Annotated in this window: 14 protein-coding genes; 13 read left to right on the top strand and 1 reads right to left on the bottom strand. The window is 40.7% G+C overall.

All coding sequences use genetic code 11. The features are described from left to right. The first annotated feature begins 81 nt into the window (after nt 1-81). From FPZ44_RS10050 to FPZ44_RS10040, 3 genes are all read left to right on the top strand, one after another. Nucleotides 82-504, top strand: a complete 423-nt coding sequence (locus tag FPZ44_RS10050; protein ID WP_144989774.1) for a MarR family winged helix-turn-helix transcriptional regulator — start codon at nt 82-84, stop codon at nt 502-504. Nucleotides 505-876: 372 nt separating this feature from the next. Then, nucleotides 877-1,851, top strand: coding sequence for an ABC transporter ATP-binding protein (locus FPZ44_RS10045; protein ID WP_144989772.1), 975 nt, complete (start codon nt 877-879; stop codon nt 1,849-1,851). Further along, nucleotides 1,844-3,361, top strand: coding sequence for an ABC transporter permease/substrate-binding protein (locus tag FPZ44_RS10040; RefSeq protein ID WP_144989770.1), 1,518 nt, complete (start codon nt 1,844-1,846; stop codon nt 3,359-3,361). Before FPZ44_RS10045 ends, FPZ44_RS10040 begins: the two co-directional genes overlap by 8 nt. 82 nt (nt 3,362-3,443) lie before the next feature. Here the strand turns inward: FPZ44_RS10040 and FPZ44_RS10035 are convergent, their stop codons facing one another. Beyond that, entirely contained in the window at nt 3,444-3,944 is a 501-nt protein-coding gene (locus tag FPZ44_RS10035) for an Rrf2 family transcriptional regulator (protein WP_144989768.1), read from the bottom strand. A 210-nt stretch (nt 3,945-4,154) separates the two neighbouring features. On the opposite strand from FPZ44_RS10035, the gene FPZ44_RS10030 reads away from it, so the two are divergent. The 10 genes from FPZ44_RS10030 (at nt 4,155) to FPZ44_RS09985 (ending at nt 14,798) form a co-directional block, all read left to right on the top strand. Further along, nucleotides 4,155-4,592 carry a carboxymuconolactone decarboxylase family protein gene (locus FPZ44_RS10030; RefSeq protein ID WP_144989766.1) on the top strand — a complete coding sequence of 146 codons (438 nt, stop codon included), beginning with the start codon at nt 4,155-4,157 and terminating at the stop codon, nt 4,590-4,592. 364 nt (nt 4,593-4,956) lie between these two features. Next, nucleotides 4,957-5,565 (top strand): RNA polymerase sigma factor, encoded by a 609-nt coding sequence (locus FPZ44_RS10025; protein WP_144989764.1) that lies wholly within the window; start codon nt 4,957-4,959, stop codon nt 5,563-5,565. Beyond that, a complete protein-coding gene (locus tag FPZ44_RS10020; RefSeq protein WP_144989762.1) occupies nt 5,513-7,240 on the top strand; it encodes a DUF4179 domain-containing protein in 1,728 nt (575 codons plus the stop codon). The genes FPZ44_RS10025 and FPZ44_RS10020 overlap by 53 nt, the downstream gene beginning before the upstream one ends. A 189-nt stretch (nt 7,241-7,429) precedes the next feature. Then, on the top strand, nt 7,430-8,194 hold the full coding sequence (locus tag FPZ44_RS10015) for a hypothetical protein (protein WP_144989760.1): 765 nt from the start codon (nt 7,430-7,432) through the stop codon (nt 8,192-8,194). Nucleotides 8,195-8,305: 111 nt separating this feature from the next. After that, nucleotides 8,306-9,676, top strand: a complete 1,371-nt coding sequence (locus FPZ44_RS10010; RefSeq protein WP_144989758.1) for an ABC transporter substrate-binding protein — start codon at nt 8,306-8,308, stop codon at nt 9,674-9,676. A gap of 51 nt (nt 9,677-9,727) precedes the next feature. Then, nucleotides 9,728-11,089: an ABC transporter substrate-binding protein gene (locus tag FPZ44_RS10005; RefSeq protein WP_144989756.1), complete on the top strand. Its 1,362-nt coding sequence runs from the start codon at nt 9,728-9,730 to the stop codon at nt 11,087-11,089. Between the two features lie 275 nt (nt 11,090-11,364). Further along, nucleotides 11,365-11,664 (top strand): ArsR/SmtB family transcription factor, encoded by a 300-nt coding sequence (locus FPZ44_RS10000; protein ID WP_144989754.1) that lies wholly within the window; start codon nt 11,365-11,367, stop codon nt 11,662-11,664. A 48-nt stretch (nt 11,665-11,712) separates the two neighbouring features. Further along, nucleotides 11,713-11,991 carry a hypothetical protein gene (locus FPZ44_RS09995; RefSeq protein ID WP_144989752.1) on the top strand — a complete coding sequence of 93 codons (279 nt, stop codon included), beginning with the start codon at nt 11,713-11,715 and terminating at the stop codon, nt 11,989-11,991. A 227-nt stretch (nt 11,992-12,218) separates the two neighbouring features. Continuing rightward, nucleotides 12,219-12,893: a GNAT family N-acetyltransferase gene (locus tag FPZ44_RS09990; RefSeq protein ID WP_261378278.1), complete on the top strand. Its 675-nt coding sequence runs from the start codon at nt 12,219-12,221 to the stop codon at nt 12,891-12,893. A 441-nt stretch (nt 12,894-13,334) separates the two neighbouring features. Further along, complete coding sequence (locus tag FPZ44_RS09985; protein WP_144991779.1) at nt 13,335-14,798, top strand: Msr family ABC-F type ribosomal protection protein; 1,464 nt, start codon at nt 13,335-13,337, stop codon at nt 14,796-14,798. Nucleotides 14,799-14,880 lie beyond the last annotated feature (82 nt).

The following is a 14,880-nucleotide window of genomic DNA, read 5'->3' as shown; positions in this document are numbered from 1 at the left end:
AACCTAATGAGGGTTAAAGAGAGTGGCGGGCAAGAAGAGCGAAAGATTGACAATAGTTAGATGTAAAACTATAATGGGCTCATGATAAACGGAGACGCAGCTTCACTCATAAGTCAAATTAGAGACGCCGTAAACAAACTGATTATGTCGGAGTTCGAAAGGCGTCATATTAAAGGGATCGTTCCTTCACACGGTGACATTTTAGTGTACTTATACAAGCATACGAATGTAACCATGAAAGAACTGGCCGAGCATATTCACCGTTCAAAACCAACAGTAACTGTGCTCATTAATAAATTAGAAGAGTATGGGTACGTAGTAAGAGAGAAGGATGGGAGTGACAACCGAATTACTTATATTAAGCTGACGCAAAAAGGAACGGAGCTATATCCGATTTTTAACGATATATCTGTTGAAATAAGAGAGAGGATGTATGGAGGATTTTCTGAGCAAGAAGGGGAACAGCTGGAGCAGCTTCTTCAAAATCTTTTGCGGAGGTTTTAACATTCCTTTATTTAATCAAAGGGATGTTTTTAATCTCCAGAAGTTAGATATCTAACTTTTTAGATGAATAAAAAAACGATCTATGTACAAAACGTATGTAAATACCTTTCAAAGCTGATAATGACTGAAAGTCAGACGAGAGAAAAGGAAAAGACTTAAGGTGAGAGCAATTGTTTAGGAAAAGGTCATTGCTGATCAAAATTTGGCTGTACATGAAGTTTCCATACCTGAAGTAAAGTTGGGTGCTGGTCAACGTATTGTAGTATCCTTGATGGGCGGTTTAGGGTAAAAACTTGACGGAAGCTATACGGAGTTTGCGTTAATCCTTCCTCTCATGGAGAGCAACACAGCAACATGTAAAGGAGTAAAAACATGATTCAATTCCAAAATGTATCCAAGTACTTTAACCAAGGTACACCTATAGTAAAAGCTTTAGATTTGACAATAAATAAAGGTGAATTTTTTATTCTGATTGGTCCCAGTGGTAGTGGAAAAACAACTACTTTAAAAATGATAAACCGTCTAATTGATCTATCTGAAGGAACCCTTCTCATTAACGGAAAAAAGATCAGCGACTACGATATTCATGAACTGCGCTGGAATATCGGCTACGTTCTACAGCAAATCGCTCTATTTCCCCATATGACTATTGCAGAGAATATAGCAATCGTGCCGGAAATGAAAAAGTGGGATAAAGAGAAAATTGATGAACGGGTAAATGAATTAATGAAATTGGTGGGCTTAGAACCTAACATCTATGGACAAAGAAAGCCTAGGGAATTATCCGGTGGACAGCAGCAGAGGATAGGCGTCATCCGAGCACTTGCAGCTGACCCAGAAATCATTATTATGGATGAACCCTTCAGTGCTCTGGATCCGATCAGCAGAGAAAAGCTGCAGGACGATATATTGACACTTCAGAAAACGATCAAGAAAACGATTGTGTTTGTTACTCATGATATGCAGGAAGCACTAAAGTTAGGGGATCGCATCGCGATTATGAAAGATGGAGAAATTGTGCAGGTGGGAACACCTGATGAGTTAGTGTATCATCCAGCAAATGATTTCGTGTCTAGCTTTATAGGCAAGACAGAGCCTATGCTTCGAATAGCGGATTTTGATCTAGAGCTTCTTTTATCCCAACCAGAATCTTTAACTCCAATCGGTGTAGGAATGGAGACTTTATCCGTAAATAGTTCACTGGAAAGGACTCTTCAAGTATTATTTGAACATGAGCAAATATCCATTGAAAGAGATGGAGAGATTATCGGTGTGTTACATCGCCAAACTATGCTGCAGTATGTATTGAATGAGTTGAGAATGAGGGTAGGTAACGTTAATGAATAATTTGTGGCAGACCTTTCTGGACCGAAAAGCAGATCTTTGGAGCGCATTAGTCGAGCATATGACCATTTCGTTAATCTCCTTATTTTTTGCTCTATTGATTGCCGTTCCGTTGGGAATATATTTGACAAGACAAAGAAGAGCAGCTGAGCTCGTAATCGGAATATCGGCTGTATTTCAGACTATTCCATCTTTAGCTCTGCTTGGCCTTCTCATACCTCTAGTGGGAATCGGGACCGTTCCGGCCATTATTGCTCTCGTCATTTATGCGCTACTACCTATTTTAAGAAATATATACACGGGAATTATTGAAGTTGACCGTAGTTTAATTGAGGCCGCTAAAGGTCTTGGCATGAATAATCGCAGACTTTTGTTTAAAGTGGAGCTTCCGCTTGCTATGCCGGTGATTATGGCTGGTATACGTACAGCAATGGTTTTAATTATTGGAACGACGACTATAGCTTCTCTCATTGGAGCAGGTGGACTAGGAGATTTAATCATCGTTGGTATTGATCGAAACGATACAAGCCTCATTTTACTTGGGGCTATTCCAGCCGCTGTATTGGCGCTGTTATTCGATTTTCTGCTAAAAAAGATCGAAAAATTCTCATTCAGAAAGTCCATGATTTCTGTAGTTTCCGTTGTCATCGCCATCTTCCTGGTTATCTTTTTGACTTTCGGGCTTCAACCTCAAAAGGCAGACCTTGTTATAGGCGGCAAACTGGGATCGGAACCAGAAATATTGATGAATATGTATAAACTTCTTATAGAAGAGAATACATCACTCAATGTGGAGCTAAAGCCAAATATGGGAGGTACCACCTTCGTATATAACGCCCTTTTATCCGGGAGTATCGATATGTATACTGAATTTACTGGAACGGCTATTGTCGATCTGTTAAAGGAACAACCAATAAGTACGGACCAGAAGCAAGTATACAAGCAAGCCAAAGAAGGGTTGCAAAGTAAACTAAACTGGGTCATGTTAGAACCTATGGCTTACAACAACACCTATGCACTGGCGATGCCTTCATCTATGGCAGAAAAGTATAATATCAATACGATTTCCGATCTGAAAGCAATTGAGCATTTGATTGATGCTGGCTTCACACCGGAATTTCCTGAACGGGAAGATGGTTATTTGGGTATCCAGAAGTTGTATGGCATTCAATTTGCCAACGTTAATATAATGCAACCCGCGCTAAGGTACACAGCCTTGAATTCAGGGGATATAAATGTGATTGATGCCTATTCAACGGATAGCGAAATCCAACAATACAACCTTACTGTTTTGGATGACGACAAACATTTATTTCCACCCTATCAAGGAGCGCCCTTACTGAAAGCGGACACGTTAACAAAATATCCGGAACTGCAAGGGATTTTGAACAAACTTGCGGGTAAAATCACTGACGATGAAATGCGAGTCATGAATTATAAAGTAAATGTCGAGAAAAAAGGAGCAGCTTCGGTCGCAAAAGAGTTTTTGGAAAAGAACAATTTGCTTCCTTAATAGGAATAAGTAAAGAATGTTACAAATGAAAGGACTACGACTTATATAGACGTAGTCCTCTTTGAATTGTTGAATCAATTACTTATGAATGCTTCTCAAAGAATGCTCTAGTATCCTCCCTACGCTTAGGAGACAATGTTTTATCCAGCTCTTTGTCTAACCAATCAAGTGTTTTAGCACGTAATTCATTTCGCATCTTTTCTTCTGCATCTAACATAGCTAAATTAATTATGCAGTGGGGATTAGGAGATTGGCATTCTGATTTTTCAGAATCTCGATCCAAATATCCCTTACTGACAATATTTTTACATTGAAAGACAGGTTTATTTTCTTCGACTGCCTCTATGACATCCCAAAATGAAATATCTTTAGGGGATTTTGCTAAACGATAGCCGCCCTTCACTCCAGGTACAGAATGTATGATACCTGATTTCGATAACTTACCGAAAATTTTGGATAGGTATGTTTCTGAAATACCTTGAAATTCGGCTAATTCTTTTATACCAATTGTCGAGTCGGAAGGTATACCTATGAGGTAGACCAAGCAATGTAATCCATACTCTACGCCAATACTATAAGCCATATGATTCCTACTTTCTGTTTACGGTCCTATATTTGTTCAATCTTAGAAGGTAGTGTGATTGCTTGTCAACAATGAGACCACTTTAAGCGCAATACTAAAAAATTGACTTTCTAAAGAAAACAAATTAATCTAGATAAAAAGAATCGTCGATTAAATGTGTCGACAATATAGATTTTCTTGATGTAACAACTTTGTAAAGGAGTTTTAACTATGGCACAACGATTTAACTACAACGCAAACCCAAGTGAAGGTTTGAAGATATTGTATGAAATGGAGAAAGTTATTAATCATTCGTCGATTAGCAAGACAATTAGAGAGCTGATTAAAATACGCGCATCTCAAATTAATAAGTGTGCATTTTGTCTCAATATGCATACAGCGGAAGCAAGGAAGTTAGGAGAAACCGAACAAAGACTTTACTGTTTGAGTGCATGGGAAGAGTGTGATTTTTACACGGATGAAGAGAAAGCTGCTTTAGAACTGACGGAACATATCACTCTTATTTCAAACCACGGTGTCCCAGATTCCTTATATCAACATGTTCGTACATTTTTTAGCGAAGAACAATATTTTGAGCTAATCATTATTATCGGTCAAATTAACACGTGGAATCGAATTTCGATTGCAATGGGGAATACCGCAAAGTGAAATAGAGATATGGATGCAAGAAAGAGTTCTGTGCGCTGTGAGGGATTTTATAATTAAAACGAAAACGTGCTTAATCAAAAAAACCGTAAGGGTACCCCTTGCGGTTTTTTATGTACCTGGGCTTTATGAACTTGTTCTCTTAGTCACTATTCTAAATAATGATTACATTATGAATTAAAATTTCTGAACCAACTGTTTTCGTGGAAAGTCGGCTTAGACAGAATTGAACGTTGTATCCTAATGGAATATTTTTCACCCCATTTATCCAATTGGTGAACCTTTTGCATGAGATAGTTGTTAATATAGTAATGCATGTTCAAGGGGGAGCTGCAGCTAGAGTTACTCGAGAAAGGTGGGGAACCTGTTGACGGACAGGGAATTTTTTGAAAGATATAACAAAGAAGTGTACAGAACCTGCTACTATATGCTGCGAAATGTCTCGGATGCGGAAGACGTGTGCCAAGAAGTTTTTATAAAGGCGCTTGCCTCCGGATGGGAGCAGGTCGAGCATTTGAAAACGTGGTTGATGCGGATCACGGTCAACCATTGTTTGAATCACTTGCGAAAGAACAAGTCGAGATGGATGAAAGAAAAGCTGTTGCACTTATTCCAACGGGAACAGATGGAGCCTTCTGTACTCACTGTGCTCGAGCAAAAAGAATCGGAGGACGACTGGAAGCGGCGACTCGCGAAGCTACCGGATAAAATCCGAGTGGTCGTAACACTGCGTTATACGAATGATTTGTCGCTTGCCGACATCGCGGAAATTCTACATATTCCGATGGGGACCGTGAAATCCCGCTTAAACCGGGGGTTAAAGTTGATGAAAGTCATATTAGATGAGCAAGAGAACGAATTAAAGATTCTACAGGAGCAGCCAAACAATCAGAAGAACTTACGAGGAAAGGATGGTGCGGAGCATGAAGAAGAGAACGAGCGAAATAGGAAACCACTCTCAGCAGTTGGGCAATGACGACAGCCATTCCTATCCTGACTTTGATGCGATGTGGATGCGAATCGAGGCTGCCAGAAACAAGCAGGACAAGCTGAGAACTTCTACAGATCCTGCACAAACGAGACCGTTGATCCGTAGACGCCGTTTAGCCGCACTATCCGTAGCAGCATTTGTTTTGTTGGCTACTCCGGCGCTTGCCTATCTTACTGGGAAATGGGATTTCATTTTTCATTCAGGGATAAAATCGGCGCTTCAACACGGATTCGGACATCCGATCAATAAAACAGTAGCGAACAAAGGTGTCACGTTCACCATTGATACGGCAGTGTCCGATGATAATGGAACGGCACTGCTCTACAGCTTGGATACAGGGGACGAGCAGGAGAAGAAATGGGTTTTTGACCAATTCGAATTCAAAGATAACAACGGAAATTCCATTGCACGTATGGATAATAAGCAGGCGATGAAAATGAATTGGAATAAGGGCTACTATTCCCATGTCTGGGATAAAGAAAGCCTTACCTATAAAGGCTTTTTTGATACGTCCTGGACGTTTTCCGGGAATGAAGCAAGCGTACAATTGCATACACGCGGGCTGCAGGCTTATGACTACATTCGGAAGCCAATCGCATTGGATCCACGTAAAACAGAGGTGCAGATTTTTCCGATCCATGATGGCGGGATTAAGGAATTGAAAGTGCAGTTTGTAAAAGGTGAAAAAGAACAAGTGGTGATCAAGCACTCCTTTTCGTACACGGATGATTCTATATTCAAAATCGTCGATCCTCAAGTTCAGGTGAGACGGGGAGAGGACATAGTTAACCGATCAGGCTATAAGATGTCTGCACCGATAGAGATTGATGGTCAGATGGAAAGGGGCTCCCAAGAAAGTTATCGTCTAGACGAATTGCTGCAAAGCGGCATTTCTTTCGAATTCGTATATGCTCTGAAGGGAAAACATATTGAGGGAGAATGGAATTTCGACATGATTTCGTTGAATAAGGAAAAGTCTTTGCAGGCATCCATAATCCGGAACTTAGATATTCCAATCCTATCAGAACAAGGAGACTCGATTATTCATAAGCTAATCATTAGGCCAACAGGAATAAAATTGGAAGTAGAAAATAAAAAAGAGTTTCGAAGAATTCCATATCGGGAAGTTTCCTTACTAGTGAATGGTCGTAAGTTGAAAGGTGGGGAGACATCTGAGTATGCATATACTCCATCTCATGGATACAAGCAGTTGTATACATTTACGGTTTCGCCTGATTTACATCTAACCAAGGATACGCCAATACAACTGTTGTTGGAACATGAGGTGGAGGAGTATAGAGACTATAAGCAACCAATTAAGCTGAGATATATTTCAGATGAAAAGAAAGAAATACTCGTAAACATAGAGGGGTATCCTGTAAAAATATCCTACTATACAAAAGACGGTGACCTTTATGTTGAAAATGAGAGCGAGAATCTCAGTTTCAGCGGCGTTACACAGACATACATGAAACGAGGCAATGAGAAAGTATATGGAGAAGTTCTGTTTTACCCATGGGAGGACAATTGGCTCGATTGGGAGAACTCGAACAAGTTCGTTAACATCTATCACGATTTTAAGGGAAGCGATACCGATCTATATTTGCACGAGTTCCAAATTCGACACCGAGATAGGGAAAAGAAAGTAAAGCTGCAGTAACTCATAAATGCTGTCCGCGTCATGATATGACGAGTTGGGCAGCATTTTTTCATTCCGAACCTAATTAGTGAACCAAAAAGAAATGGGATGTGTTTATAAGATAGAGGCTTGCGCAAAGGGATCCCAATAACACGGAAGTGCGGCCTGATACCATCGATCATTCGTTTAAATAGAGAGGAGTAATATTCAATGAAACATACGACGAAATTTGCAATCGCTACGCTGAGTAGCATGCTGCTTCTAGGTTCTATTAATAATGCGGCTCAGGCAACTACAGCCCCATTGTTCGGAGGCAACACAATCAATACAACAATAGCGAAAGCTCCGACTGCTGCGGAGAAAAAGAAAATGATCGAGGCTGAAAAAGCAAGAATAGTGAAATTAAAAACAAATAAACCTGGGGAAGTCTATCTACTCTATGTTAGCGATAAGGCATTGAATGGGGGAAGTGAATTTCTTTATTATGTGAATTTCCCAACATTCAAAACATACGAAGACTACGAGAAATGGACATCTAGATTAAAGGGACCCGTTGTAGTTGAGCCACAGAGTATGCCAGAAGGCTATTCTTTTGTTAAAGGCGAAATTCAGAATTCGTTAGACAACAAGGCGTTCGAGGCAAAAGTAAAAGCCGAGGGCAAAGGTAAAGTTGTATATTCCAAAAAGATGGAGTGGACGGAAGCGGGACAAATCAAGTTGGAGTACGCAACTGGGAAAGACAATATTATTTTTCAAATGCAAACGAATTCTTTCCCAATGAAGGATTCAAAAACATACCGCTACAAGTCTGTAGATAGCTATAGTGAAGAGGATAGAAAGAAGTACGGGAAAATTTTGCGCAATCAACTCTATTGGACGGAAAAAGGAATGACATACGAAATATCCACAAATCCCGGAAATCCATTAACGAAGGACGAGCTTATCGAGCTTGCCAAGACGATGATTAGAAAATAGCTCTGTTCTTGTTAGTAAGTAGCATACAGAATGTGCGAGTGATCTTCAAAGCTGCCGGTTCAAGGTTGTCGGCAGCTTTTATCACGCAAGCAAAGGAGATTGGGAGATTAGATGGAAGGTGAACTGCTAGTAACAAGACTTTGGAAGAAAGGTGTACTTTTGCTGAGCATCATGGCTCTATTAAGTGGATGCTTCGGTTCGGAAGCCGTGCTAGAAGAGCTCGATAAGGATGGGAAAGGCACACTAAAAGTTCTTACTTATGAAGAAAATTATTTCTTTCAGGAATATGGAAATGCATTTTCGCTGCAATTTCCGAACATCGACATCGAAGTGGTTGAAACCAAGGATTTGTTCCAACAACATAGTAAAACGGACGGAAATGATGAGACGCTGCTAACAAAGCTGATTGATGAGCAGCAGCCAGATGTGCTAATTCTAGCGCCCAATGACTATGAGAAGTATGCAATAGACGGCAAATTATATAATTTAGAGCCAATTATTGCGCAGGAACAATTTGATCTGGAAGGATATATGGTTGGTTTAATCGATATGGTGAGAGAAAAAGGTGGTGGCATGCTATATGGGCTAGCACCGCATTTCCGCACGGAAGTGATTTACTATAATTCGGAGTTATTCGAAAGGCATGCAATTGAACTGCCAAAAGTCGGTATAAGCTGGGAGGAACTATTCGATTTAGCCGCTCGGTTTGAAAATACGGGAATGCCTGGGCTATATGCTGGCTCTGAAAACGTAGAACAGATGCTGTATCGTATAGCGAATGCATGGAGCCTGCAGCTGTTTGATGCCAAAGGGGAAAAAGTCCTAGTCGAATCAGACGGCTGGAAACAAGCCTATCAGTTGGTAACAGATGCGATCCGTACCGACGTTCTGCAAGTTCGAAAGTGGGAAGATCCTGCGAATTGGCTCCCAGCCAACAATCTTTTCTTACAAGGGAACGCTGCCATGACTATTGGTGGAACAGATTTCATTCACCAGTTAAACGATCCGAGAAATAAAAAGGCGAGTAAGATGGATTGGGGATTCGTACCTGCCCCTATAAACCCTGCTCACCCAAATGAAACATCAAGTGCAACGGTGTACGATTATTTCGTCATTAACGAGAAATCCAGCAATAAGCGAGCAGCTTGGGAATTCATCAAGTATGTCAACGGACCAGAGATGGCGAAAGCAAGTTCCTCTCTTTACTATAAGCTGCCGACGAGAACGGGATATATCAAGTCGATTCAAGGCAAGAGCACAGAGGCTTTATATGATTTACAAATAAAAAACCAAAAATTTGAGTATGCAGCAAAGCAAATTCCTAACGAGTTCAACGGCGAGTATGCACAACTACGGGAAAAAGTATTACGGGACATCATTGAAAATAAGAAAACGGTAGATGAAGCTTTGGCACAATTGCAGCAGCAAGCACAGGCAGCACTTCAAAATGCACGCCATGGCAGCGGAGCCAGCAAGAAATAGAAAATTCGTTGCATAAGAAACAGGGAAAGTAAGGGAGTGTGAAGCGAGGTAATGAGGCGAATACGGAAACGTTATGCAGCTGTGATTCTTCTGCTTGGCAGCGTCATTTTCATAAGCGGGTGCTTTGGAAATAACTCCGAATCGGACGAGCTAAGCGCTAATAGTAAAAGCAAAGGCAAGCTGAAGGTGTATTATCCTTATGTAGAGGATTTCCATAACAAGTACGGCAAATTGTTTAACAGTAAATATCCAAATATTGAATTCGAAATCATTCGATCAACAGAAGAAGGGAACAGCGAATCGGAACATGCAAGCCCATCAGATAAGCTGAAACGCATGCTAGAACAACAGAAGCCAGACTTGCTCGTTTTGAATCAAGATGAATACGACCACTTAGCCAGCTTAGGCAAGTTACATCATCTGGAACCGATTATTAAGCAGGAACAATTTGATTTGAATAGCTATGCTCCTGGTTTGATCGACATGCTGCGCATGCGGGGGAATAGCTCTCTATTTGGACTTGCTCCGGTGCTCAATGCTCGGTTTCTCTACTACAACGTGGATATGTTCAAAGAGAAACATATTGATCCGCCGATCAACAGCATGCAGTGGAAGGAACTATTTGAACTAGCTTCCCTATTCCATAACGACAAGGCGGATAAGGAAGTATTATACGGCTTGATGGATAATCAAGCTTCTGATGTGTTGTGGGGAATCGCAGCTACGATGGGCTTGCAGTTGTTCGACGCGGAAGGGAAAAAAGTAATGCTTCAGTCCGAAGGCTGGAAGCAAGCGTTTCAGCTTACGGTAGATGCGATTCAAGGAAATGCGGTATCGGTAAGGCCGCCGGAGCAGAGCGGAGATCCGGGATCACGATATATGATGGCGATGAATCAATTTGTGAATGGAAACATCCCAATGATCATCAATGATGCGTCCTTTGCTGCATACATCGGAGAGTCTTCCAAGCTGAATTGGGGCATGGTTACAGTCCCGATCGATCCAACGCGTGCAGATGAGTCCATGACGACTAATGCAACTCAAATTATTGCGATTGCTGCAGATTCGACGAATAAACAAGAGGCTTGGGAGTTCGTAAAGTTTGTGAATGGTCCGGAGATGGCGAAAATTATATCCCGTACGGGGAGAAGCGATCTTCCAGCACGAACAGGACATATTCCACGTAGCTTGGAAAGAGGTGCGGAAATTCTCTACATGCTGAAGCCAGCGAAGCACCGGGTCAATGAGCAATGGAAAAAGAATATTCCAGATGGCTTCTATGAAGCATATGAGCCGATGCTGAATGAGGCACTGCATGCTGTAATCGACGAAAAGAAGTCATTGGTTCAGGCGATAGTAGAGTTGGAGCAGCAAGCGCAAATAGAGCTGGATCTTATTCGCAAGAAAGAATAGCAAAATAGTGTGAAGTACAATGAAGCAAGGATAATCAATAATTTGTTCATGTTTTGTAACCAAACTATATTTTAGAAAGTGCGATGTCATTAAGCATCGCACTTTTTTCTTTTAGAGCACATAAATAAGGGATTAACCAAGAGCTAATTCAAAGTAAAAATAATTTGGAATATATTCATTGGTATGTATTGACAAACATATTCGTGTGTAATAATATTCTTACATGTCAGAAATATATGACAGGTGTAAGTTAATAAATAAAATTGGAGCAATGCATGATGAAAACAAGCGAACAAGAGTGGCTGTTTCTTTTTGAAGCGCTGGCCAATCCAATTCGACTAAAGATCATCGCCTCTTTGCACGGAAAGCGAAAGTATGTAAGTGAGCTTGCTAGAGAAGTAGGCATCAGTCGACCATTGCTATACATGCATTTGCAACGTTTAGAGAAAGGAGGATTGGTTATCGGCAACCTGGAGTTGTCCGAGGATGGCAAAGCGGTGAAGTATTTCGAATTAACAGATTTTAATTTTCATTTAACTCCACAGACGATTGCAGAAGCGGTTAAAGGCTTATAAATAAAGTAGATGGAATTCAACGCATACACATACTTAGGAGGATTTATAATGGATGATAAATGGTTGGGTTTCTTGGTGAGTTTTGGTTTCTTATTTTCGATTATGGCACTGTTATTTTATTTTGTATACGCGAAGTATAGTTCAAAGCATTTGAAAAAAGCGAGTGCGTCCATGATCGATAGAGATGAGGATTACCGTAAGCTTTTGGAAAATTTCACTCGATTGCAGCAAGAGTTAAAAGCAGGCCAAGAGAAATTGCTGGCAGAGCAATTTCAGATTAACCGTCGCGTCACTTCGATTGAAAAGGTGCTTAAAGAAGTAGATTAAATGGCAGTCTACAATAATATACATACAATGGAACCGCGTAGCTGCGCGGTTTTTTTGTTTTAAAGAAATACCTTCTTATTTTATAAATAGGGCTGCAGTTTATTTCGACAGAGAGCATTAAACAGAATAATTGATGTCCATCTCATACATAGGGGTTGACCTTGACACTATGTCAAAGCTTAATCTAGAGCTAAGAAAAGTGATTAAGGACATAAGGAGAATGCGAAATGAATACAACCGTGATGAAATCACCTATCACGATTGAACCTATGCAGGCTAAGTATTATCCACAGGTTAGCAGATTACTTGTTTACGTATTTCGCGGAAAATTTCAACATCTCACAACGATGAGTGATGACGATCTTGCACTATTTTTCGAGAAGCTATTTGAACATTTTCCTACTGATCCAGCAAGTCGAAGAATGGTTGCTCTGCAAGATGGAGAAGTGATTGGAACGATATCCGTGAAGTGGAGAGGTGAATACAACAACGGTCGCAAAGGTCGCAAACAGAAGCTGTCTTCATGGAAAAATTTCAATAGGTTTGGGAAATGGAACCTGATTAAGATGTTGATAGGGCTGCATGTATTTAAGCATAAGCCTGAGATGGGGGAATGTTATATTGAAGACGTTGTTGTCCATCCGGATCATCAGGGCAAGGGGGTTGGAAAGCTGTTATTGCAGTGGGCGCTTCATTTTGTGCAAACAGAACCAATGCTGGACATGCTGAGCTTATACGTTTCTGGTAAAAATCCACGAGCTAAGCAGCTCTATGAACGTTTATCATTCTATACACATTCGCAATCGAACAGTATGGTCTGGCATCTTTTATTCAATGAAATGAAGTGGGATTACATGGTGATGAAAATGAACAATAATGAATTTGATGGCTCAGACCAGTAACAAATAAAGGGTTTCATCCGAATTGACAAGCCAAGTAGTCAATGTTAGCATTAAAGATATTTTTCAAATAGGAGGCTCGTCATTTATGTTCTTTCCAGTTATTTAAGATAAGCTCGCACAAAAAGGAGAATTCCCGCGTATCGTGGGCTTTTTTGAGCTGCTTATTTTAAACGTGAAGGACATAGATCTCGACTTGGTTAGCATGTTTGCTATACTTTTTCGGTGAGTTCTCTTTCGTGATAAAATGCAGATCTAAGCCCGCTTCGTGACTTGGACCTGTATTTTTTTGTGCCAAAAACAATAAATGAAGACAATTGAACGAAGCAAAGGAGCTAGTAACATGCGATATCCGAACTGGTATATTTATATTTGATCCTCACTTCTTAAATCGCAGGCTATCCTGCGAACAGAAAACTGCGATTTCTGAAGGAGGATATTATGATGACTTTATCGATAAAAGCAAAAGACATTTATGTAGAATATATGGGGCGCAATATACTGGATATCGACGAATTGGAACTTTATGAGTTCGATCGTATCGGTCTAGTAGGCGCAAATGGTGCAGGAAAGAGCACATTGTTAAAAGTATTACTGGGCGAAATCACGCTGCCGCAAGGAAAAATTGTCCGAGAGGCTGATTTCACTTATATTCCCCAGTTGGAAGATATAATCGTGCATGAAGTGAAGAATCATGCTTTAATGGGCAAGCTCGGAATTGACTGCATTCATTCGGAAAATAGGAGTGGCGGGGAAGAAACACGGCTAAAAATTGCACAGGCACTGTCTAGTGAGGTGCACGGTATTTTTGCTGATGAACCGACATGCCACTTAGATCGAGCTGGCATCGACTTTTTAATTAACCAGCTTAAACATTATGCTGGCGCATTGCTCATCATTAGCCATGACCGCTACTTCCTTGATCAGGTTGTAGATAAGATTTGGGAGCTGAAAGACGGCAAGATTACTGAGTATTGGGGCGGATATTCGGAATACTTGGCGCAAAAGGATGAAGAACGTCAAGCACAAGCGGCACAATATAAGAAAGTTGCTGCTGAACGAGAAAGGTTAGAACAAGCCATTACCGAAAAGCGAAATCAAGCTCGGAAAATAGAACAGAAAGCGAAGGGGGCTTCACGGAAAAACAGCACTGAAAGCGGCGGACGTCTCAGTCATCAAAAACCGACAGGCAGTAAACAGAAGAAGCTTCACAATGCTGCTAAAAATATGGAGCATAGAATCAAAGAGCTTGGCGATATAAAACCGCCCGAAGTTATTCGTAACATCCAGTTCCGATTAAGCAAAGCGCTAGAACTTCACAATCCGTTCCCTATTACAGGTAAAGATATCTGCAAACAATATGGGAGTAAGGTCATTTTTGAAAAGACGAGCTTTCAATTTCCATTGGGTGCGAAGATTGCGATAAAGGGTGCAAACGGATCAGGTAAGACGACACTTTTCAAAATGATACTAGCTCGTGAAGACGGTATTACGATATCTCCTAAAGCGCAAATTGGCTACTTTGCTCAAAACGGTTATAAATTTGACCGTAATCAGGGTGTAATGGACTTCATGGTAGATAACTGTGATTATCAGATATCGGAAATTCGTGCCGTACTGGCAGCTATGGGATTCTCTCATCATGATATACGTAAAGCGCTGTCTGTATTAAGCGGAGGCGAAGTCATTAAATTACAACTTGCTAAAATGCTGCTTGGGCGATATAACATCTTGCTCATGGACGAACCAAGCAACTTTCTTGATCTACCAGCCGTGGAAGCGCTGGAAAATATGATGAGAAACTACGCAGGTACAATCCTATTTATTTCACACGATGTTCGTTTGTTAGAAAACGTTGCTGATATCGTATTTGAAATTGAGGATAAGATGATGATTCAGAAAGTGTAACGAAAGGTATGCTGCTTGATTAAAATAATTGATTATACACCGGCCTTCCCCTGAAGGTCGGTTTTTTAACATGTTGCTCAAC

Source organism: Paenibacillus agilis (genome assembly GCF_007786455.1).
Taxonomy (GTDB): Bacteria; Bacillota; Bacilli; order Paenibacillales; family Paenibacillaceae; genus Paenibacillus_B; species Paenibacillus_B agilis.
Note: the sequence above shows the minus strand (reverse complement) of the source record. Positions and strands in the feature narration are given on the sequence as shown.